Genomic DNA, 22503 nt, shown 5'->3' with positions numbered 1-22503 from the left:
AACTTTTAGGTTTGTTTACGTTTGCACAAATATAATCGCATCATCTACTTTTATTGTTTTGAAAAAAAGGAATTGTAAATATGCCATTGTTAGAAGTTTGTGCTGGTAGTGTAGAATCTGCCCTAAATGCCAATGCTGCCAAAGCCGATAGGATTGAATTATGTGCCGAACTCTCTGTTGGCGGACTTACACCAAGTAAGGGAATGATTCAGCTTGTAAAAGAGATGGTAGAAATCCCTGTTTATGTGTTGATTAAGCCAAGGTCTGGAGATTTTAATTACTCCTTGTTAGAACTGGAGCAAATGAAAGAAGATGTAGCGCTCTGTGCTGAACTGGGTTGCGAAGGGGTGGTAATTGGAGCATTAACGCCTGAAAGAAAGATTAATGAACGCATTACTTATGAATTGATGCAACAGGCTGGTTTTATGGATGTAACCTTCCATAAAGCTTTTGATGAAGTGGTGAATCAGTTTGAGGCACTAGATACCTTAAGGGAACTTGGAATTCAGCGGGTGCTAACTTCTGGTGGAGAAGCTACAGCTATGGCTGGCTTCAGCAGATTAGGAGAGCTGATTGAGGAAGCAGAAGATGATATTATAATCATGCCTGGTGGTGGTGTGAGGTCTTCGAATATTGGCTATCTATTGGATTTAGGAGCCACAGAGTACCATAGTGCGGCACTCGTAGAGGGAGCAAGACATTCGGATAAAGTGGAAATAGAAAAAATGCTTACCGGCCTTAGATAATTACTTCCGAGGATTTAATATCAGGTCCATTATAATAGGTAAGTGGTCGCTGTAGCCACCAATGTAAGCAGGGCCTTGGTAGGTTCTAAAGGGTCTAGTTGCACCAGTGGCTCCTTCTGTAATGAGAAAGTCCATATCGAAGATTTGGGCAGTTCTATTTCGAATAGAGGTAGAATTTCTACTGTTCAGAAGCCTACCGTTAACCACAAACTGATCTAATATTCCCCATTCATTCTGAAAGCTATGAGTTCCAGTAACGTAGCGTATTGGGTACATCATATTGAAAAGGTCGGTAGGTTTAACTTCAGATAGCTCGGTTTGCACTTTCAGACCAGAAAGCATGCTTTCTTCCTCTGGTTCGTCATTAAAATCTCCGGTTATAATAATATTGGTGTTGGGTTGAGCTAACATTATTGAGTCTACCTTATGACGAGTAAATTCTGCAGCAAACATTCGTTTTGGTTGTGTTTCAAACTCTCCTCCAAACTTAGAAGGCCAGTGATTTACAAAATAATGCAGCGTGTCTTGGTTGGGTAGCTTTCCAATAACGTGAAGAATATCTCTAGTTCTGCTGGCTGTATCGAACGGAAAGTTGAGTTGGTAGTAATGATAATCGAGCAATTCAAACTTATCAGGCCTGTAAATGGCAGCAACATCTATTCCTCGCCTGTCTCTAGAGTCTTGATGGATTATTTCATAACCAACAGCTTTTAGTGGTGTAAACTGAGTCAGTGTGGTTAGAACGTATCTATTTTCAACCTCGCAAAAACCGATTAGTTCAGGAGCTTCCCAACCACCCATGGCTACGATGGTTTTAGCTAGTCTTTGCTGCTTCTCTTGATACCTCGCTTTCGTCCACCTATTGTTGCCCCTATATGTAAAATCATCATCCAATGTGGTGCTGTCATCAATATAGTCGAAAAGATTTTCAACATTATAAAAGGCTACCCTGAATCGTTCATTGCCCCGAATGCTACCCTCAAAGGCCTCAGAAGCCAAGTATGCCTTCTCTTGAGCTAATGAGTTGAGTGAAAGGGCGAGTAAGATAAGTGTGAATATTGATTTTGAATTTTTCAATCGAGCAGATTAATGAACTTGTTTTGGTACTTTTGTCAATTGATTTGAAAATACGAATTGCGGTAGATATTTGATATGGAAATAGGGAAAATTCAAGAACTAGAAATAGCGAGAGAGGTTGAGTTTGGTTGCTACCTTACTGATGGAAAGGAGGAGGTGCTTATTCCTGCTAAATATTTGCCAGAGGAGTATGAGATTGGTGACAAAATCAAGGTATTTGTCTATACAGATCATATGTCTCGTCCTGTAGCGGTTACGCGTTGGCCGCGGGGTCAAGTCGGAGATATTGTTGGATTAGAAGTAAAACAAGTAACCGAATTTGGTGCCTTTGTAGATAATGGTTTGGAAAAAGACCTTTTGGTACCAAACAAAGAACAGCAGGCAGATATGAAAGAAGGAGGGAAGTATGCTGTAATGATACTTCTTGACTATAAGACCAATAGAATGATTGGTACCACCAAAATTGCTGGTTTTTTAAGCGACCAAGCTGAAGGGGTAGAAGAAGGTCAACAGGTTAAAATGGTGATCTGGCAAAGAACAGACCTTGGTTATAAGGTGGTAATTAATGGGCAATTTGTTGGTCTGATCTATAACAATGAGATTTTCGAGAAGATAAAGCTTGGCGATAATAAAAGAGGCTACATCAAAAGAATTCGCGAGGATGGTAAAATTGATGCCAGCCTTCAAAAGCAAGGTTACGAAGCAGTAACTGATTCTTCAGACGACATTTTACAGGCCATTGAAAGTAATGGTGGTTCACTTCCTCTTGGAGACAAAAGTACTCCAGAAGAAATTCAGGAGCATTTCGGCATTAGTAAGAAGAACTTCAAGCGCGTTTTAGGAGGGTTATATAAAGCCGGAAAGATTGAGATCTTCGACCATGAGGTTCGCCTAAAAATGGCGGAAGGTTAACCTGAGGATGGGTTAACCTTCACCAAACTACCTATAAAACTAAAACTAACCTAAGCTAATTTCCATACTGACATGGCAGTGTTAACGATTGCACAATGGTCAATAGATCATTTAGCCTGATAATCTTGTCTTTAAGTTAGGAATTATTTCGAATGAGAAAAATTATATTCTCAAAAAAAGACAAAGTGAGGAATTTTATATCAGAAAAGAGTGTTTTACTAAAATTTTAGTTAAAACTATCTAATGTCGACTTCATTGGCTATTCCGAGCGCTGTAAAGCGAATGCTCAGTATTCTGGGGTCGTCATCTTTAGAGTTTGCACAGTCGGCAGAAGGATCGATAGCATAGAAATAATACGTCTGACTTCTTTCATACAGTTCTTCAGACTCTGGTTGACCCAATGCTTTGATAATCGATTTTTGGTACAGGCCTAAGAGGTTAGGCTTTACTTCTAATAAATCGTCAATCATCTCAGAACGAATACCTTGGCAACCATTTGGGTCAGATTTCCATTTTTCGGAGTCAAAATTACCTAGTTCGACTTTCTTTGTACAGCCACTAAATAGAAGGAAGGTAATTATTAGAATAAGTATATTTCTCAAACCTGAATAGTCACTGGGTGAACGATTGATTTTCGCAGCAAAGCTACCCAAATAATTGAAAGCATAGTATATGACAGAATTCCAATCAGCACAAGATTTTCCTCTCCAATGGCTGGAAAGAAGTATATCAGGCTCGCAGCCACGGCTATAAGCCTGGCAACTTCTATAACACTAGCCCATTTTCTTCCTTCAAACATAGCTCCAAAGCTAACGGTAGAAACAATGATTATTAGAGCCAAGACTGCTTTTTGCACCAGATTGTTTTCGAAAGCTTCTAGGTTAAAGAGAAAAAGTGCTGTACCCGCTAAAAGCACCAAGTATTGGGCAAAGACATATATATTCACCGATTTAGCACCGCTAAGGTCAAACTTTTTATAGGTTTTTAAATCAACATCATAAGGCGCTCTATAGCCTCCCATGTAGTCTGGCAACCAGCCTGGTTTGTTGAAGAGGTAGCGTACTTTATCTGAGGCCTTTGGAATAGTTCTTATTTCCTTCCACATATCGGAGTAATGCGACACGTTGGCCCAAACAGGATTCCAGCTATTTAGGTTTTTGGTTATTCCGTAGGTTGGTCTTTCTTCTTCCTGCTTAAAGGTTCCAAACAATCTATCCCAGACAATGAAAGTGCCTCCATGGTTTTTATCGATGTATTTGGGGTTGCGAGCATGATGCACTCTATGATGAGAAGGGGTATTGAAAACAGCTTCGAACCACTTAGGGAGCCTATTGATCGATTCTGTATGAATCCAAAATTGATAAAGCAAATTAAAGCCAGAAACAGATAGAAGAACCAGAGGGTCGAAACCAGCCAAGGCCATCGGAGAGTAGAATATAAAGGTCCAAATGGTTTGGGTTGAACTTTGTCTTAGAGCTACAGAGAGGTTATATTCTTCACTTTGATGATGAACGCTATGCCCGCCCCAGAACAGGTTTACCTCGTGGCTCATTCTGTGAGCCCAGTAATAAAAGAAGTCATAGGCTATAAAAGCTATAACCCATGTGAGTGCGCTATTGCTAATTCTGGCTAACCTAAACTGTTCGAATATATAGGTGTATACGCCAATGGACAGCACTTTCAGAAATGCTCCAGTAACCTGTGAGGTTACTCCGCAGTTAATGTTGGTTATAGCATCGTTGAGCCGGTAAGACTTTATAGACTGATAACGATGAGCAATTAGCTCTAAACCTATAAGGAGAAAGTATACAGGAATGGCAATTACCGTGGGATCGAGACTCATAATTAGTTCAAATGACCTTTTAAATTAAGACCATTCTTCATTTTAGGCAAAACAAAAGCACTAATGCTCAAAGGTTTTCTTTTGTTGCTTATCTTCGCGCTGAAATTGAGGAGATATGGATAAGTTCATCGGGTTTTTCAGAACGGTAAGTTACCTGTTGTTTTTAGCAGCATTGCTTTGGTCTTATGCCTATATGGTAGGGCAGGTTACTTATAAGTTCGATGTCGATGGAAATCCTGTATATAACATAGATAGAGACTTGTACTTTTTTGGCTCTATTGGTGTCTTCATTTTTGTTAATGCAGTATGCTCGGTGTTTATTCAAACACTGAAAAAGATAAAAACATCAGAAGATGGAGTTGGTCTTAGAAATAGATCTTTGAAGTTAGATTTAGTTACTTGGGCTAAGGGTTTTGCCGGAGTGTTGAACTTGTTTTTTGCGATGGTGCTATTCTTTTTAGGACTCATGAACTTAGCCGAGTCTGAACAGTCTATGACACTCGGATTCTACGTGTATTTAGGCCCAACACTTATAGTAGCTTGGTTTGGCTACTTGGCTTATTTATTAGGCAAAAGACGTAATTAATAACTAACTCATTTTCAGTGTGCATTGGTCTTAATTCTTTTGAGACCCAAAATGGCACGTGCATTTTTAGTTTTTTAATTCTAACTTCCGACTTTGCTGAGCGCAGAAGTGCGCTTGGAAATACTTCGAACTAAAGTTGTTGAAATTCTGAATGGCAGATCAAGTAGCGAATTATACCGAAGATAGTATTCGGTCTCTCGATTGGAAAGAACACATCAGACTTCGACCCGGTATGTATATCGGAAAATTGGGTGACGGGTCGGCCCAAGATGACGGAATTTATGTATTGGTAAAAGAGGTAATCGATAATAGTATCGATGAACATATGATGGGCTTTGGTAAGACCATCGATGTGAAAGTCTCTGAGCTAAAAGTAGAAGTCCGCGATTACGGTAGGGGGATTCCTCTCGGTAAGGTGGTAGACTGTGTGTCGAAAATCAACACTGGTGGTAAGTACGATAGCGGTGCCTTTCAAAAATCTGTTGGATTGAATGGAGTAGGTACCAAAGCGGTGAATGCGCTTTCTACGTATTTTAAGGTTCAGTCATATAGAGATGGTAAAACAAAGGTTGCCGAATTTGAGAGAGGAGAAGTTAAGAACGATGCGGATGAAACAACAAGCAGCGGAAGAAATGGTACCCTGATCGTTTTTAAGCCAGATGAAACCATTTTTAAGAACTACCATTTCATCCCTCAATATTTAGACGACCTTATTTGGAACTACTGCTTTCTAAATGCAGGGTTGACCATTAATTTCAACGGAGTAAAATATCACTCGGAAAAAGGGCTTTACGATTTACTTTCCAGAAAAACAGATGTAGATAGCCTTCGCTACCCAATTATTCATTTGAGGGGCGAAGACATAGAAATTGCCCTTTCGCACACCAACCAATACGGAGAAGACTATTATTCATTCGTAAATGGTCAGTATACCACGCAAGGTGGAACTCACCAAGCAGCGTTAAGAGAAGCCTTGGTAAAAACAGTAAGGGAGTTCTACAATAAGAACTTCGATGCTACCGATGTGAGAGCCTCTATTGTTGGTGCTATTGCTGTGAGAGTACAAGAGCCTGTTTTTGAGTCGCAGACTAAAACTAAGCTAGGTTCGCAAAATGTGGCTCCCGATGGGCCAACCATGAGGACTTTCGTGAACGAATTCGTAAAGAAAGCGCTTGACGATTTTCTTCATAAAAATCCAAAAACCGCAGAAGCACTTCAGAAGAGGATTCTTCAGTCGGAGCGAGAGCGAAAAGAAATTGCAGGTATTAAAAAACTAGCTAATGAACGAGCTAGAAAGGCTAATCTGCACAATAAAAAACTTAGAGATTGTAGAATCCACTTAGACGATGGCAACAAGGTAGATGATGACCTTAAGAATGCCACCACGCTGTTTATTACAGAAGGAGACTCGGCTAGTGGGTCTATCACAAAATCTAGAAATGTTCAAACACAGGCAGTATTCAGTTTAAGGGGAAAACCGCTGAACTGCTATGGACAAACCAAGAAAGTAGTATACGAGAACGAAGAGTTTAACCTGCTTCAACATGCTTTAAATATTGAAGATGGTTTGGAGGGACTTCGCTACGACAAAATTGTAATAGCAACCGATGCAGATGTTGACGGTATGCACATCCGTTTGTTGCTACTTACTTACTTTTTGCAATTCTTTCCAGATCTGGTAAGGCGTGGGCATGTATACATTCTAGAAACGCCTCTTTTTAGGGTCAGAAATAAGAAAGAAACTATCTATTGCTATAGCGATATAGAAAGGCAGAAGGCCATAGAAAAGCTAGGCAACAAGCCTGAAATAACTCGCTTTAAAGGGCTTGGTGAGATTTCGCCAGATGAATTCAAAGGCTTTATTGGTGCAGATATGCGCCTGGAACCTATTATTCTGCGAAAAGATACCAGCATCAGCGATATTCTTAAATTCTACATGGGCAAGAACACCCCTGATAGACAAGGCTTTATCATTGATAACCTTAGAGTAGAAAAAGATATAGCTGAGGAAGCTGTTTAACTACTTTAACCGCTAAGATCGCAGAGGGCGTAAAGATGACTGAGAATGATTTGGCAAAACTGGTAATTGGTCGGGCTATTGAAGTTCATAGGCAGTTAGGGCCAGGTCTCTTGGAATCAGCTTATCAAGCTTGTCTGTTTTATGAGTTAGTAAAGAGCGATCTCTTGGTGGAAAAAGAAAAGCCACTTCCTCTAGTTTATGATGATGTAAAATTGGATTGTGGATACAGATTAGATTTAGTAGTTGAAAGAAAGCTAATTATTGAAGTGAAGTCTGTTGAGGCATTAAATGATATTCATTTGGCTCAAGTGTTGACATATCTGAAGCTTTCTGAATGTAAGCTAGGATTATTGATAAATTTCAATTCTGTTCTTTTAAAAGACGGAATAAAGAGAATAGTAAACAAACTTTAACCTTTGCGCTCTTTGCGTACTCTGCGGTGAAATGAGTGAGGAAAATATAGATAACATAAATAAAGAAGACGGAGAAATGAAAGACGTAATTCCTGTTTCGGGAATGTACGAAAACTGGTTTCTCGATTATGCATCCTATGTAATTCTTGAAAGGGCAGTTCCTGCGATTGAAGATGGTTTTAAACCGGTTCAACGCAGAATTCTCCACTCTATGAAGGAGATGGACGATGGCCGTTTCAATAAAGTAGCGAACATCATTGGTCAAACCATGCAGTATCACCCGCATGGAGATGCTTCTATAGGTGACGCTATAGTGAACCTTGGTCAGAAAGATTTACTTATTGAAACCCAAGGTAACTGGGGAGATGTACGCACTGGTGATGGTGCTGCTGCTCCACGTTACATAGAGGCAAGGCTTTCTAAGTTTGCCTTAGAGGTGGTCTTTAATCCACAGACTACTCGATGGCAGCTGTCTTATGATGGTCGTAAAAAAGAGCCAGTAACGCTTCCCGTTAAATTTCCGCTGTTATTAGCGCAAGGAGTGGAGGGTATTGCGGTTGGCCTTTCAACCAAAATTCTTCCTCATAACTTCATTGAGCTTATTCAAGCATCTATCAAAATTCTTCAGGGCAAAAAGCCGAAAATATATCCTGACTTTGCTACAGGAGGTATGGCCGATTTCTCTGAGTATAATGATGGGTTGCGAGGCGGAAAAGTAAAGGTCAGAGCCAAAATAGAAGAGCTCGATAAGAAGACTCTTGTTATTAAAGATATCCCATTCGGTACAACAACTACCAGTTTGATTGACTCAATCATTAAAGCTAATGATAAGGGAAAAATCAAAATCAAAAAGGTAGTAGATAACACAGCTGAGCACGTTGAAATTCTCGTTGAATTGGCAGCTAATCAGTCACCAAATATTACTATAGACGCGCTTTATGCCTTTACCGATTGTGAAAGTAGTATTTCTCCGAATGCTTGCGTTATTATTGATGAAAAGCCGCAGTTCATTGGAGTAAGTGAGATTTTAAAGATCAATACCGACCAAACTGTAGAGTTACTTCGCCAAGAGTTAGAAATTAGAAAGGGAGAGTTGCTAGAGAAAATTTTATTCTCTTCGCTCGAAAAAATATTTATCGAAAACAGAATTTACCGAGACATTGAAGAGTGTGAGACTTGGGAAGCTGTTTTAGATACCATAGACAAGGGGCTTGAGCCATTTAAGCCAGATTTCTACAGAGAAATTACCAAAGACGATATTATTCGCTTGACTGAAATAAAGATTAAGCGAATTTCCAAGTTCGATTCATTCAAGGCCGATGAGCTGATGCGCAAACTTCAGGAAGAGTTGGCTGAAGTGGAGCATAACTTGGCTAATTTGATCGATTTCGCCATTGCTTATTATCAGAACTTACTAGAGAAATATGGTAAGGGTAGAGAGCGTAAAACGGAGATTAAGTCTTTTGAGAATATTGCAGCAACGGTTGTGGCTGCCAATAATGCCAAGCTTTACATGAACGCCAAAGAAGGCTTTGTGGGTTACGGCTTAAAGAAAGACGAGTTTATTTGCGAATGCTCAGATATTGACGACATCATCGTTTTCAGAAGGGACGGTAAGTTTCAGGTAGTTCGCATTTCAGATAAGGTGTTTGTGGGTAAAGACATTTTATGGGCCGGGGTCTTCAATAAGAATGACGAACGAATGGTCTATAATATGATGTACTTAGATGGAAAAACTGGCCGAACTATGGTGAAGCGATTCCAAGTACTGGCCATTACTCGAGATAAGGAATATGACCTTACTAAAGGTGAAAGAGGTTCAAAGGTGCTTTACTTTACAGCCAACCCGAATGGCGAGGCCGAACTAGTTACTATTTACTTGACCTCTGGAGCCAAAGCAAGGGTGAAAGTATTCGACTTCAACTTTGCCGATATAGACATTAAAGGTCGAGCTGCTGGAGGTAACATTGTTACCAAATATCCTGTCCGTAAAGTTCAGCTTAAAATGGAAGGTAAGTCCACTCTGGGAGGATTAGATATCTGGTACGATGATTCTGTAGGAAGGCTCAATCGCGATGAAAGAGGTGAATTGCTAGGCAATTTTCAGGCAGATGATAAAGTGCTGGTCATCTATAATTCTGGAGAGTATGAACTTACCAGTTTTGATTTAACCAATAGGTATGAGCCGGCTAAGATTCATCTTATTGAGAAGTTTGACCCGGAAAAACCAATTGCTGCCGTTCATTACGATCCTGCAGCTGGAACACATTATATAAAGAGGTTCTTGATTGAGACTTCTACAATGGATAAAGCTTTTCACTTTATAAGTGAAGAGAAAGGAGCTAAGCTTTTATTGGCCACAACTGAAGAAGCAGCTCAAATTGAAGTGCATTATACGGTCAAAGGTTCTCGAGAGAAGAAGGTGTCTACTTATGATGTAGATATGCTCATTGATGTAAAAGGGTGGAAGGCCAACGGTAATAAACTGTCTCCTCACAATGTGAAAAAGGTGGTTTTGTTGGGTGACAATAAACCAAAGCCTGGTTCTGACTCAAGGCCTAAAGATGATAACTCTGGTGAAACCAAGAATGAGAGTTCTGATAAAACTCAAGAGTCTCAGGCAAAAGTAGAGCAGAGTAAACCTGAAGCTAAACCTGCTGAAAAGAAAGAAGCACCTAAAACAACTCCTCCTAAAAAGGACAATAACGACAAGCAAGGTGGTGGTTATGGTGTAGGAGAGACCATAGACCTTTTTTAGAGCCATTTAATAGACAGTTGAAATGTCCGTTTTATTTCTTTTAGCGAGTCTCGGAGCTGTAAACGGACTTTTACTTGGCCTTTTCTTTTTGGTTAAAGGGCCAAGTAAAATTGCTAATGTCTACTTTTCAGGTCTGCTTATTTCATTAAGTATTAGAATAGCCAAGTCCATTGTCTTTTATTTTCAGAGAGATGTAGACTATGCTATTCTGCAGGTAGGTTTATCTGCCTGCGCTTTTATTGGACCATTCTTTTTTCTTTACGCCAAATCGGTCGTCAAGCAATCCAAACGCTATCACAAGAGTGACTTAATGTTGCTGGCAGTGGTATTCGTATTGGTTGTTACTGTCGGAACTCTCTACCCTTATCGTAATTTTCCTGAGGTCTGGAATTCTTACATCATTCACGGCATCTATGTTTTATGGTCTCTATTTACCTTGCTAGGAGTGTATTATACATTTGTTTCGGTAAGAGATGTGTTTAAAAGAAAGCAGCGGTTTAATAAGTCGCAATCTTACTTTGTGGCCATTGCACTGACGGTTTTGGCTATCAATATTACTTATCAAATGGCCCTTTATGGAAGCTTTACTTATCTATGGGGCGCTTTGATTTTTACCATAGTCATGTACGTGCTCATTGGAAAGTCAATGATGAATAGGTCTCTTAATATGGCTGGGCGAGATTTACCTGTTTCCGAACAAACAGACCTTATGAGCAAGTTGAATGAATATATGCTTAATGAGAAACCCTTTGTTAACAGTAAACTGAAGCTGGAAGACCTGGCTTCAGCTGTAGGAATGAACAGAAATACTTTGTCAAAACTTCTCAACGATGAATATGGAAAAGGTTTTTCTCATTATGTCAATTCTTACAGAATAGAAGAAGCCAAACAATTGATCGCATCACGACCTGAACTATCGCTAGAAGGCATTGGCTACGAAGCGGGATTCAATTCCAAATCATCTTTCTTCGCTAGCTTCAGAAAAATCACTGGTAAGACACCTGCCGACTTCAAGAAGTAGTCCCGTAGTAGTCCAGAATTATCATTTAGTACCTCTTATGCTGTTTAAGGGCGGTTTTAGTGTGCATTGGTCCGTAATGTTGAAGTAAAAACTATGCGACCAATTGCAATCATTAGTGCTCTATTTTTCTTGATATGTGTGCCGGGATTTGGGCAAATAGATATTGAAGCGATTCAAAAAGTGTTGAACACATTCATCTATGGTACAACCTACAACTACCCTGATTCTGTCAGTTCAACCTTTTATCCCGATACCCGGATGTTTCTCTATAACGGCTCAGATACAGCCTTTGTCATGAGTTCTGAACAATATGCCTCGGGCTATGGAAGAAGAACTCCCGGAACTCAGAATTCCAGAATCTCAAAGATACTGGATGTAGAATTAGTTAGAGATGTTGCCTATGCCAAACTTCAGGTTGATATTCCTCCTTATGGTAATCGATATACCGACCTGCTACTGATGAAAAGGATTAAGGGCAAATGGAAGATTGTGGCAAAAGCTACCTCGGCTGGTCCAATTCCTTCAAGGCCGTCAGTCCCAAAGAAAGAGGTAGTTCTGACAGGCTTAAATAAGCCTTGGAGTATTGCTTTTTTGTCTGAAGAAGAAGTGATTATAGCAGAAAAGGATGGAGACCTAATAAAAACTAATCTTCATACCAAAAGGAGAGAGGTAATTAAGGGATTGCCAGATGATGTCGCGAGAGCTGTGTTGATTGACACCGTCAAACATACGAACGGTGTATTTCCTGCGGCTGCTCACGGCAAGACTTTAAGCTACAATGCCGGATGGTTTCAAGTTTTGCTCGATCCTGATTTTGAGAATAATCATTACATCTACATTTCATATGCAGCAGAAAATAAGCAGAAGCAAAGTGCCACTAAAGTAATTAGAGGTGTACTTAGAGGTAATGCTTTGTCGAAAGTAGAGACCCTTTTTGAGGCGGCTCCTTACAGTCATGGATTGTTTCATTATGGAGGTGGGATGATCTTCGGCCATGATGGAAAGTTGTATATAGCCACTGGAGAGAGGAATTTCTATGAGCACTTGAACCCGAAATTACCTTTCGCTCAGGATGTATCAGATAGAAGGGGTAAGATTTTTCGACTGAATCCTGATGGAAGTATTCCAGATGATAACCCCAACTTTGGTTCTGATGCCGTTTCAGGCTTATACAGTTTGGGAATCCGAGCCGCTCAGGGTATGACCATCGATACTCGTACAGGCAAGATTTGGTTCTCCGAACATGGTACCATTCAAGGAGATGAGTTGAATATTCTAGAAGCAGGTGCAAACTACGGCTGGCCTAATAGAACCACAGGAGGGTATAGAACTAAGAACTATAAACCAGCTGAAGTTGAAGGAGCGCTTTATAAAGATCCTATTCATTTTTGGGAGAACACAGTAGCTCCCACAGGTCTAGTTTTTTATAGCGGTACAGAGTTCCCAGAGTGGAGAAATAGCTTCATAGTGCCTGGATTAAGTAAAGGGAGTTTATGGAGAGTCGCTACTGAGAATGATCAGGTAATTTCTTCTGAAGAGTTATTTATGAATGACAGAGTACGATTGAGAAAGGCTGCATTGTCGCCAGCTGGTAAATTGTATTTGCTAACCGATGAAGAAGATGGTCAACTCATTCGAGTAATCAATCAAAACAGGTAAAAGAGAGTCAGAATATTAAAATGATTAGCTAGGTTGCCAGAAAATTTAAATCCTCCTAAAAATAATACTCATTAGGAAGGATTGTAAGGGTCTCCCTCGGTCTGATTGTTTTAGTCATACAAGAATGTAAACCTTTAGGGTTAAGGTTGTTATATTATTGTTTGTTCATCTTCAGCTGTTGGATGCTCTTCCAACAGCTTTTTTTATGGAAATAGAATTAAAGAATAGCTTGGTTCAACTCTTGGAGGAATATGTTACACCAAACAAGATTGAATTGATAGATAAAGTTTTGGCAGAAAGAACTCGTTATCTCACCGTGGTAATGGAAGATTTCTATCATTCTCAGAATGCCAGTGCTGTAATGAGAACATGCGATTGCTTCGGAGTTCAAGATGTGTACATCACGCAGAGATTACATGATTATAATGTGAATCCAAATGTAGTCAGAGGAGCTTCCAAATGGCTTTCGTTAAATATGTTTGAGAGAGAAGAACAAAGCACAGAGAAGTGTTTTAATTCGCTTAAATCGAAGAATTACCGACTAGTTGGTACAACCCCAGACAGAGATAGTGCATCTATAAAAGAGTTAAATATAAACCAACCTATCGCTTTTGTGTTTGGTACTGAGAAGCAAGGTATGTCTAATTACGCTAAAGAACACGTAGATGAATTAGTGCATGTGCCCATGTATGGCTTTACCGAGTCATTTAACGTGTCGGTCAGTGCCGCACTTATTTTGAATGAATTGGTAGATAGAATTAAAAGAGAAAGTGTGGACTGGGCCTTGTCTGCAGAAGAAAAACTAGACTTAAAGTTCGAATGGTATCAGCATATAGTAAAACGATCAGACCTTCATATAAAAAATTACATAGCGGAACATTCCCATTAGCAGAAACGTTTGCACAAAATTGAATGAACTAAAGGCACATTTAATTCATCTTTGTCGTTTAATAAACGCTACAACCAAAAACTCGAAATTGAAACTTTTCACCAACCTGATTTTTTTATTTTTCTTTTTGCTTTGTGCCAGTGGTTTGGCACAAACTGTAATTGAAGGAAAAGTAACGGATGCCGATTCTGGCGACCCAATCCCTTTTGCAAGTGTATACTTTTTAGGAACTACAAAAGGAGTTGCTACAGACTTCGATGGATTCTATAAAATAATCGGAGATGCAGAAACCGACACTTTAGTAGTCTCATACATTGGTTATGAAACAAAGAAAAAGGTTTATGAAAAGGGCATATCTCAAACCATTAACTATCAACTTGCCCCAGAGTCTACCTCGCTAGGAGACTTTGTTGTAACTGCAGGTAAGGTAGAAAACCCTGCTTGGGATATCATTAGAAGCGTAGTAGACAATAAACCTCAAAACGATAAGCGAAGATTGGCTGCTTATGAATATGACAGCTATAACAAGATTGAAATCGATTTAGACAATATCTCCGATAGATTAAGGAAGAGGAAGATAATGCAGAAAATTACTGCTGTATTAGATTCAATTGAGACCATAGCCGGAGAAGATGGTAAACCAATTCTACCACTCTTTATATCAGAATCGCTTTCCAAATACTATTACAGATCTGATCCAAGGCTTTCAAAAGAACATGTTCAGCGAACAAAAATTACTGGAATTGGAATAGAAGATGGAAGTCTTATTTCTCAAGTCATTGGTTCAACATTTCAGCAATATAATTTCTATCAAAACAGAATGAATATTGTCGAACGGGAGTTTGCTTCTCCAATCTCTGATGGTTGGAGATTAATCTACGATTATGAACTAACCGACTCGGTATACATTGGCGAAGAGTTTTGTTATCTAATCGATTTTAAGCCAAAGAACGATCAGGAGTTGGCTTTCATTGGTAAAATGTGGATCGCCAAAGATGGCTTCGCTTTAAAGCAAATAGATGCTACAGTTCAAAGAACAGCCAATCTTAACTTTATAGAAAAAATTAAGCTTCAGCAAGAATTAGAACGCTTAGAAGGAGGTGCCTGGCTTCCTACAAAAACAAGGGTGTTGGTAGATGTGGCAGAAATTACCAATAAGTCGGCAGGCTTTTTAGCCAAGTTCTATACCTCTAATCAGAATTTGAAAGTTGCCGAGCCAAGAGATGTCAGCTTCTTTGAAAGGGCAATTGAAATAGATGAAGATGCCAGAATGGAGAATGATGCTTTTTGGGAAGCTAACAGGCACGATAAGCTTACTCCAACAGAAATGAATGTGATCAATATGATCGATACCCTCAAAAACATACCAGTAGTCAAAACTTGGACAGCTATAGCCAAAACTTTTGCGAGAGGGTATGTAGAGGTAAACCAGTTAGATCTTGGGCCTTGGCCTTTCTTAATTGGTAATAATGATGTTGAAGGTTGGAGGGTTAGAGTAGGCGGCAGAACCAATGAGAATTTCAGTCTTAATTGGCAGTTCAACGGTTATTTGGCTTATGGTTTCGATGATGAGCAGTATAAGTATGGACTAGGAGCTAAATGGATTGCCGATAGAAAAGACTGGACGGTTTTTGATGTTTCATATAGAAAAGACATTGATCAATATGGTATTCAACCTGATGCATTAACGAATATAGAAAGTGGTCAAGCATTTTTGGCCCTAACTCAATTGGGAGACTTAGTAAGGCCGTTTAGATATGAAAGCTATCAATTTGGTGCCTTTAGACAGCTTTCGAGAGCTTTTTCTGCAAGCCTAAGACTGAATCACAAGGAGTTTCAACCTGAGTTTGCGTTCAGATACAGAACTGACCTCAATAGAACAGACTCGCCATTAGCGCAAGATTATGCTACGTCAGAAGTAACGCTTAACTTAAAATATGCCCGAGATGAGGCATTTATTATTAGCGATAACAATAGAATTAGCTTAGGAACTACCAGATGGCCAATATTCTCAGCTTCTTTTACCAGAGGGTTCAAGGGATTGACAGGTGGGGACTTTGACTATACTAGAGTAAACTTTGGCGTTTCGCAAAAGTTAAAATTAGGCTTCTGGGGTAATACAACGTATCAGTTAAATGCGGGCCACACTTTCGAAGATTTGCCATATACTTTGCTCAATGCTCATATTGGTAATGAGCAAATCGTTTATACCAATATTGCATTCAATACCATGAGCTTTTATGAGTTTGTGAGCCAGAGTTATGCTTCTCTCCGTTATGAGCATAATTTCGAAGGCTTTATTTTAAACAGAATTCCCTTGCTTAGAAAGTTAAAGTGGAGATTGGTAGGAACCAGTAATGTGTTATTTGGAGGAGTTAGCCAAAGTACGCTAGCCGTACAAGCGCTAACTGATGAAGGTGGTAATGCATTGCCTCAGTTCGATGTTCTTGAAAGCGGACGACCATTTGCTGAAGTTGGAATAGGTGTGGAAAACATCTTTAAATTCTTCCGTGTAGATTACATCCGAAGACTAACCTACTTAGAAAAACCAGGAGTAGACAATTCTGCAATAAAACTTAGCTTCAGGTTAGGTCTTTGATCAATTTATTTTAGTTGAAATAGGGGCAAGCAGATTAATGTTAGCATATTTGCAGCCTAAAGAAATTTTAAGTCAAACCGATGGTTTGTAGCATCGGAAAAAGATTAAAATGAGTAACGAAATCATAAAAATCACCTTACCTGATGGCAGCGTTAGAGAATATCCGAAAGGATCGTCTGCCATGGATGTCGCAATTAGTATTAGCGAAGGATTAGCCAGAAACGTACTTTCTGCCGAAGTAAATGGAGAAGTATGGGATGCTGATCGAAAAATCACCCAAGATTCAACCTTAAAACTACTCACCTGGAACGATGATGACGGAAAAGCCACTTTTTGGCACTCTTCCGCTCACTTAATGGCAGAAGCACTTGAATCGCTTTACCCAGGAACTAAGTTTGGAATAGGTCCATCAATAGATCAAGGCTATTATTACGATGTAGACTTTGGTGATAAAGAATTTGATTCTGCTGACTTAGAGAAGATCGAGAAGAAAATGCTCGAGCTTGCCAAGCAGAAAAATACCTACGATAGAAAAGAGGTTTCTAAGGCAGACGCTATAAGCCACTTCAATGAAAAAGGAGACGAGTACAAGCTCGAGCTGATCGATGGTTTAGAAGATGGCTCCATTACATTCTATACTCAAGGCGGATTTACAGACTTGTGTAGAGGTCCTCACATTCCACACACAGGTTTTATAAAGGCAGTTAAGCTTCTTAATGTAGCTGGTGCTTACTGGAGAGGTGATGAGAAAAGAAAGCAGCTAACTCGTATTTACGGTATAACCTTTCCTAAGCAAAAAGAGCTTACAGAGTTCTTGCACAACCTAGAAGAGGCAAAGAAGAGAGACCATAGAAAATTAGGTAAGGAGCTCGAGTTATTTACGTTCTCAGAAAAAGTAGGCTTAGGGCTTCCGTTATGGTTGCCTAAAGGAACAAGGTTAAGGGAGAGGCTAGAGTCTTTTATGAGACGTGCTCAGGTAAAAGCCGGATATGAGCCGGTAGTTACTCCGCACATAGGTCATAAGAACCTCTATGTTACTTCGGGCCACTATGAAAAGTATGGCGAAGACTCATTCAAGCCCATTCAAACACCGAATGAAGGAGAAGAGTTTTTGTTGAAACCAATGAATTGCCCTCACCACTGTGAGATTTATAACTCTAAGCCAAGGTCTTACAAAGATCTTCCACTTAGGCTGGCAGAATTTGGTACTGTGTACCGATATGAGCAGAGTGGAGAGTTACACGGCTTAACTCGGGTAAGAGGTTTTACTCAAGATGATGCTCACATTTTCTGTCGACCAGATCAGGTAAAAGAAGAGTTCAAGAAAGTAATAGACCTTGTTCTCTACGTATTTACATCTTTAGGCTTTCAGGATTATGTAGCCCAAATCAGCTTAAGAGATCCTGAGAATAAAGAAAAGTATATCGGAGACGATGCCCTTTGGGTAGAAGCAGAGAGCGCCATTCAAGAAGCAGCCGAGGAAAAAGGCTTGAATACTGTAACAGAATTGGGCGAAGCTGCATTCTATGGTCCTAAGTTAGACTTTATGGTTAAAGATGCCTTGGGTAGAAAATGGCAACTTGGAACTATTCAGGTAGACTATACCTTACCAGAAAGGTTTAAGCTAGAATACACAGGTTCAGATAACCAAAAGCATAGACCTGTAATGATACATAGAGCACCATTTGGTTCTCTAGAAAGGTTTGTTGCAGTATTAATTGAGCACTGCGGAGGAGAGTTTCCACTATGGTTAACGCCAGATCAGGTAGCTATTTTGCCTATTTCTGAGAAGTATGCCGATTATGCTCAAGAATTATATAGTGCTTTAGAAGAAGCAGACATTACTGGTTTTGTAGATCATAGAGACGAAAAAATTGGTAGAAAAATCCGTGATGCGGAGGTAAAGAAAATACCAATAATGCTTATTGTAGGCGAAAAAGAGGCCGATCAAAAAGAGGTTTCTGTGAGAAAGCATGGGCAAGGAGATCAGGGAAGTATGTCAATTACCGATTTCATTGCTTACTTTAACAAAGAGAAGTCTGCCTCACTAGGCAATTGATTTTAAAATATGTGATTTCTTAATTATTGATAATTAGAAAATTATGCCGATATTTGCAGTCATTTTAACAAAACAAGGAGGTAACAATCGCTAAAATGAGAAGACGCTACCCACCTAGAGGTCGGGTAGAGGAGCCATACAAGGTAAATGAGAAGATTACAGCTCGTCAGGTGCGAGTGGTTGGTGAGAATGTAGAGCAAGGAGTATTCCCTACAAATCAGGCGCTACAAATGGCCAAAGATCAAAGCTTGGACCTTGTAGAGATTTCTCCAAAAGCGGATCCGCCTGTTTGTAAAGTAATTGATTACTCTAAGTTTAAATACGAACAGAAGAAGAAGCAAAAGGAAATTAAAGCCAAAGCTTCAAAAACTGTGATTAAAGAAATCAGGTTCGGGCCAAATACGGACGACCATGATTTTGAGTTTAAGCTTAAGCATGCCATCAACTTCTTACAAGAGGGAGCAAAAGTTAAGGCTTACGTTCACTTTAAAGGAAGAACAATTGTGTATAAAGAAAGAGGTGAGATCCTACTTCTGAAATTTGCACAGGCACTAGAAGAGTATGCTAAGGTAGAGCAGTTGCCAAAGTTAGAAGGGAAGAGAATGTTCCTCTTTTTGGCACCGAAAAACGCAGGGAAGAAAAGTTAGTAAAACTAATATTTATAAAATGCCTAAAGTAAAAACTAAATCTGGAGCGAAAAAGCGTTTCAAATTGACAGGAACTGGCAAAATCAAAAGAAAGCACGCTTTCAAAAGCCATATCCTGACTAAAAAAGAGACGAAGCAGAAACGTAACTTGACTGGTACTGGCTTAGTACACAAGTCAGATGAGTCTAACGTTAAACACATGCTCAACATTTAAGAAAACCTTTGAAGGTTTTGTTTAACCGGAGTTTTGGTAATAAGTACTAAGTGTTTGGTTAGTCGCCAAAAATCAAAAACAACAAAAAAATGCCAAGATCAGTAAATTCAGTAGCCTCAAGGGCTAGAAGAAAAAGAGTACTCAAGTTAGCCAAGGGTTATTGGGGAAGAAGAAAAAACGTTTGGACTGTATCCAAAAATGCAGTTGAAAAGGGTCTCACTTATGCTTATAGAGATAGAAAAGCTAAGAAGAGAGAGTTCAGAAAGTTGTGGATTCAGAGAATCAACGCAGGTGCTAGAGAGCACGGCATGTCTTATTCACAGTTTATGGGTAAAGTAGGTCAGTCAGGAATCGAGCTTAACAGAAAAGTGTTGGCAGATCTAGCAATGAACCATCCTGAAGCGTTTAAAGCAGTTATCGATAAAGTGAAGTAATTCACTTTTAAATATAATTCAAACCCCGTCCCAAAAGGTCGGGGTTTTCTTTTGTCCTTTTTTTGCTGGAGGTGTAGTATTGAAGGTTTGTGTCTGAGGGAATAAAAAAAAGGCAAGTTGAAAACTTGCCTTTTGTAGCGAGGACGGGAGTTGAACCCGTGACCTCAGGGTTATGAATCCTGCGCTCTAACCAACTGAGCTACCTCGCCAGATTCGGATTATTTGGGTTGAAATTTGTTTCATTTCCCAAAATCGAGGTGCAAAGGTAGCTATCTAATTTTGAATTCCGCAAGCCTATGGTGAACTTTTTTTTGTTTGCCGAAGTGGTATTTTAGTTCTATATTACTTCCGATCACTTTTTAGCCTATGGGAAAGTTTAAATTTATTACAGAGTTTGAGATCAATGCATCTCAGAAAATGCTCTTTCCTTACCTCAGTACAGCTAGTGGTTTAGCTCAGTGGTTTGCGGACGATGTGAATATTAATGAAGATAAAGCCTTTATCTTTCTTTGGGATGGAGAAGAACATAGGGCTAGAAAGGTTTCGCAAAGAACCAATCACTCTGTAAAGTTCGAATTTCTTCCAGAGTCTGAAGAAGATGAGGACGATCCAAACTACATTGAACTTAAGTTGGATGTAAATGATCTCACTCAGACAGTCTTCATTCAAATTACTGACTACTCCGATTTAGACGATGCAGAAGAGCAGCAAGACCTCTGGGAGAACCTTGTTTACTCTCTGAAGGAAATCATTGGAGGTTAGCCGGTCTTAATCCTTGCAATTCCTGTTCAAAGGCATGATCTTTGCGGCCTCAGAGGGGCAAAATTGAGTACATGAAGAAGATAGATAAGTTGGTTTTTGGGTCGTTCATTGGTCCTTTTCTGCTTACTCTTGTAGTTGTTGATTTTATCCTCCTGCTGGTTACCCTTCTTAAGTATTTCGATGAGATTATGGGGAAGGGCCTGAGCGTTGGGCTTTTCGCTGAGCTCATTACCTATTTCTCAATTTCAAGTTCGCCAGACGCATTTCCGTTGGCGGTACTCATGAGCTCCATAATGACTTTCGGTAACCTTGGAGAGCATTCAGAGCTTACTGCAGTAAAGAGTTCAGGTATATCTTTGGTCAGAGCATTGCGTCCTATCTTCGTGTTTGTGCTTATCCTAACAGGCATAACGTATTATTCAAATACCATACTAGTTCCTAAAACCAACCTTAAAACCTACAGTCTTCTTTGGGATATGAGAACCAAAAAGCCTGCACTTGATATCAAAGAAGGTGTTTTTTACGAAGGCATACCCGGATACAGCATTAAGGTTAATGAGAAAATTGGTGATGAACAGTTAAAGGATATCATCATTTATGACCATACCAAAGATAGAGCTCAAGGGAATAAGAAAGTGATTCTGGCTGACTCTGGAAGAATGTATTCTTTTATGAATCAGAGGTACTTGGCTTTAGAGCTGTATGACGGTACGCGCTATGAAGAGGATATGAATGACCTGAGAGAGGAAAAAGAGATTGGTGGTCGATTCATTCGAGATAAGTTCTCTAAAAGTGTTATTCGCTTCGATTTATCTTCTTTTGACATGGGGAATACTGATGAGAAGCTGTTTAAGCGTAGCCGACTGGTGCAGACCAGAAAGGAGCTTAATATGGGCATAGACTCTATGCAGAGAGACATTTACTCCAAGGAAGTGCAGATATTTAAGCAAATAGGTTCTAACGGCTTTAGGTATCATCTGGTAAAAGATCTTGAGGCTCCTCTGGAGGTTAGAAAAGGTTTGGAGTATTATGATTCATTGAAACGTATAGAAGATGAATCGAAATTATTGACGAAAAGTGAGGTTGAATCGGCTAAAGTAGAGGGTGATGGTGTTAAGGAAATAACTCCGGAAAACTTACTTCAAGACGGTGAGTCTAATAATCTTGGAGTTGAAGATACTGTCAGTGTAAAAACTAGTAGAAGGTTTATTGCTCAAAGAGACGAATTGGAGACTGTGGACAAAGAGAGGGCTCGCGGAAATAGATATAGGGATAGTGTTCCTCCGAAATATACTGAAGAGCAACTAGAAAGGGCGATTGAAAAGTTGGAAGAGCATTACTATACCTCGGATGTTAATAATCCAGACAACCTGAATTTAGTATCTGCTATTTCTAGTGCTGCAAATAATGCCAGAACAACAAGGAATATTTTGAACAGCAGAATGGTGACCTTGAAGAATGTTCAGCGCGACCAGAGAAAGTTCATTATTACCAAGAATCAGCAAGCAGCGCGATCTCTTGCCTGTCTTATAATGTTTTTAATTGGGGCTCCTATTGGAGCAATTATAAAAAAGGGAGGATTAGGGCTTCCGGTAATTGTATCAGTAATCTTCTTTCTTGTTTATTATATCCTGAATACAACGGGTGATAAATGGGGTAAGGAAGACGTAGTTGATCCTGTATTTGCAGTTTGGATGTCAAACCTGTTTTTGTTTCCAGTTGGGCTTTTCTTCTTAAGACAAGCAAGAAATGATGCAAGGCTGTTTGAGCCAGATATATATTTGAGTTTTTTGGAGAAGATAAAAAAGCCATTTCAACGGAAGAACAAGACTCAATTAGAGCAGGCTTAGTTTGCTAATTGATA

General features: G+C 39.5%; 19 protein-coding genes and 1 tRNA gene. 16 read left to right on the top strand and 4 right to left on the bottom strand.

Annotation, left to right across the window (positions count from 1 at the left end):
• Positions 1-80: 80 nt before the first annotated feature.
• The gene (locus AWW68_RS15095; protein WP_068222694.1) at positions 81-746 is read left to right on the top strand and encodes a copper homeostasis protein CutC; all 666 of its coding nucleotides are present in this window, start codon (positions 81-83) and stop codon (positions 744-746) included.
• Here AWW68_RS15095 and AWW68_RS15090 read toward each other — a convergent pair whose 3' ends face one another.
• Positions 747-1823: an endonuclease/exonuclease/phosphatase family protein gene (locus AWW68_RS15090; RefSeq protein ID WP_068222692.1), complete on the bottom strand. Its 1077-nt coding sequence runs from the start codon at positions 1821-1823 to the stop codon at positions 747-749.
• 75 nt (positions 1824-1898) lie between these two features.
• Here AWW68_RS15090 and AWW68_RS15085 point away from each other — a divergent pair, with 75 nt between their 5' ends.
• Positions 1899-2735 (top strand): CvfB family protein, encoded by an 837-nt coding sequence (locus AWW68_RS15085; protein WP_068222689.1) that lies wholly within the window; start codon positions 1899-1901, stop codon positions 2733-2735.
• 236 nt (positions 2736-2971) lie between these two features.
• Here the strand turns inward: AWW68_RS15085 and AWW68_RS15080 are convergent, their stop codons facing one another.
• Together AWW68_RS15080 and AWW68_RS15075 are read right to left on the bottom strand one after the other, a co-directional pair.
• Positions 2972-3337, bottom strand: a complete 366-nt coding sequence (locus AWW68_RS15080; RefSeq protein WP_068222687.1) for a hypothetical protein — start codon at positions 3335-3337, stop codon at positions 2972-2974.
• Positions 3334-4578, bottom strand: a complete 1245-nt coding sequence (locus AWW68_RS15075) for a sterol desaturase family protein (protein WP_068222685.1) — start codon at positions 4576-4578, stop codon at positions 3334-3336. The genes AWW68_RS15080 and AWW68_RS15075 overlap by 4 nt, the downstream gene beginning before the upstream one ends.
• 115 nt (positions 4579-4693) lie before the next feature.
• Here AWW68_RS15075 and AWW68_RS15070 point away from each other — a divergent pair, with 115 nt between their 5' ends.
• The 12 genes from AWW68_RS15070 (at position 4694) to rplT (ending at position 19877) form a co-directional block, all read left to right on the top strand.
• Complete coding sequence (locus AWW68_RS15070; RefSeq protein ID WP_068222683.1) at positions 4694-5164, top strand: hypothetical protein; 471 nt, start codon at positions 4694-4696, stop codon at positions 5162-5164.
• A 151-nt stretch (positions 5165-5315) separates the two neighbouring features.
• A complete protein-coding gene (locus AWW68_RS15065; protein WP_068222681.1) occupies positions 5316-7184 on the top strand; it encodes a DNA topoisomerase IV subunit B in 1869 nt (622 codons plus the stop codon).
• 35 nt (positions 7185-7219) lie between these two features.
• Complete coding sequence (locus tag AWW68_RS15060) at positions 7220-7597, top strand: GxxExxY protein (protein ID WP_068222678.1); 378 nt, start codon at positions 7220-7222, stop codon at positions 7595-7597.
• A gap of 31 nt (positions 7598-7628) precedes the next feature.
• Positions 7629-10355 carry a DNA gyrase/topoisomerase IV subunit A gene (locus AWW68_RS15055; RefSeq protein ID WP_068222675.1) on the top strand — a complete coding sequence of 909 codons (2727 nt, stop codon included), beginning with the start codon at positions 7629-7631 and terminating at the stop codon, positions 10353-10355.
• A gap of 22 nt (positions 10356-10377) precedes the next feature.
• Positions 10378-11376 (top strand): helix-turn-helix domain-containing protein, encoded by a 999-nt coding sequence (locus AWW68_RS15050; protein ID WP_068222673.1) that lies wholly within the window; start codon positions 10378-10380, stop codon positions 11374-11376.
• Positions 11377-11469: 93 nt separating this feature from the next.
• Positions 11470-13035 carry a PQQ-dependent sugar dehydrogenase gene (locus tag AWW68_RS15045; protein WP_068222671.1) on the top strand — a complete coding sequence of 522 codons (1566 nt, stop codon included), beginning with the start codon at positions 11470-11472 and terminating at the stop codon, positions 13033-13035.
• Positions 13036-13240: 205 nt separating this feature from the next.
• Entirely contained in the window at positions 13241-13924 is a 684-nt protein-coding gene (locus AWW68_RS15040) for a TrmH family RNA methyltransferase (protein ID WP_089082309.1), read from the top strand.
• Between the two features lie 88 nt (positions 13925-14012).
• Positions 14013-16523, top strand: a complete 2511-nt coding sequence (locus AWW68_RS15035; RefSeq protein ID WP_157717671.1) for a DUF5686 and carboxypeptidase-like regulatory domain-containing protein — start codon at positions 14013-14015, stop codon at positions 16521-16523.
• A gap of 109 nt (positions 16524-16632) precedes the next feature.
• Positions 16633-18582: a threonine--tRNA ligase gene (thrS, locus tag AWW68_RS15030; RefSeq protein ID WP_084375708.1), complete on the top strand. Its 1950-nt coding sequence runs from the start codon at positions 16633-16635 to the stop codon at positions 18580-18582.
• Between the two features lie 95 nt (positions 18583-18677).
• Positions 18678-19229 (top strand): translation initiation factor IF-3, encoded by a 552-nt coding sequence (infC, locus tag AWW68_RS15025; RefSeq protein WP_068222668.1) that lies wholly within the window; start codon positions 18678-18680, stop codon positions 19227-19229.
• Positions 19230-19248: 19 nt separating this feature from the next.
• The gene (gene rpmI, locus AWW68_RS15020; RefSeq protein WP_068222665.1) at positions 19249-19443 is read left to right on the top strand and encodes a 50S ribosomal protein L35; all 195 of its coding nucleotides are present in this window, start codon (positions 19249-19251) and stop codon (positions 19441-19443) included.
• Between the two features lie 89 nt (positions 19444-19532).
• Positions 19533-19877 carry a 50S ribosomal protein L20 gene (gene rplT / locus AWW68_RS15015; RefSeq protein WP_068222663.1) on the top strand — a complete coding sequence of 115 codons (345 nt, stop codon included), beginning with the start codon at positions 19533-19535 and terminating at the stop codon, positions 19875-19877.
• Positions 19878-20012: 135 nt separating this feature from the next.
• On the opposite strand, the gene AWW68_RS15010 is transcribed toward rplT, so the two are convergent.
• Positions 20013-20086: transfer RNA gene (locus AWW68_RS15010), tRNA-Met, on the bottom strand.
• 157 nt (positions 20087-20243) lie between these two features.
• Here AWW68_RS15010 and AWW68_RS15005 point away from each other — a divergent pair.
• Both AWW68_RS15005 and AWW68_RS15000 read left to right on the top strand, forming a co-directional pair.
• Positions 20244-20639 (top strand): START-like domain-containing protein, encoded by a 396-nt coding sequence (locus AWW68_RS15005; protein WP_068222660.1) that lies wholly within the window; start codon positions 20244-20246, stop codon positions 20637-20639.
• A gap of 71 nt (positions 20640-20710) precedes the next feature.
• Positions 20711-22489 carry an LptF/LptG family permease gene (locus tag AWW68_RS15000; protein ID WP_068222657.1) on the top strand — a complete coding sequence of 593 codons (1779 nt, stop codon included), beginning with the start codon at positions 20711-20713 and terminating at the stop codon, positions 22487-22489.
• The last annotated feature ends 14 nt before the right edge of the window (positions 22490-22503 follow it).

Source organism: Roseivirga spongicola (genome assembly GCF_001592965.1).
Classification (GTDB): Bacteria; Bacteroidota; Bacteroidia; order Cytophagales; family Cyclobacteriaceae; genus Roseivirga; species Roseivirga spongicola.
Note: the sequence above shows the minus strand (reverse complement) of the source record. Positions and strands in the feature narration are given on the sequence as shown.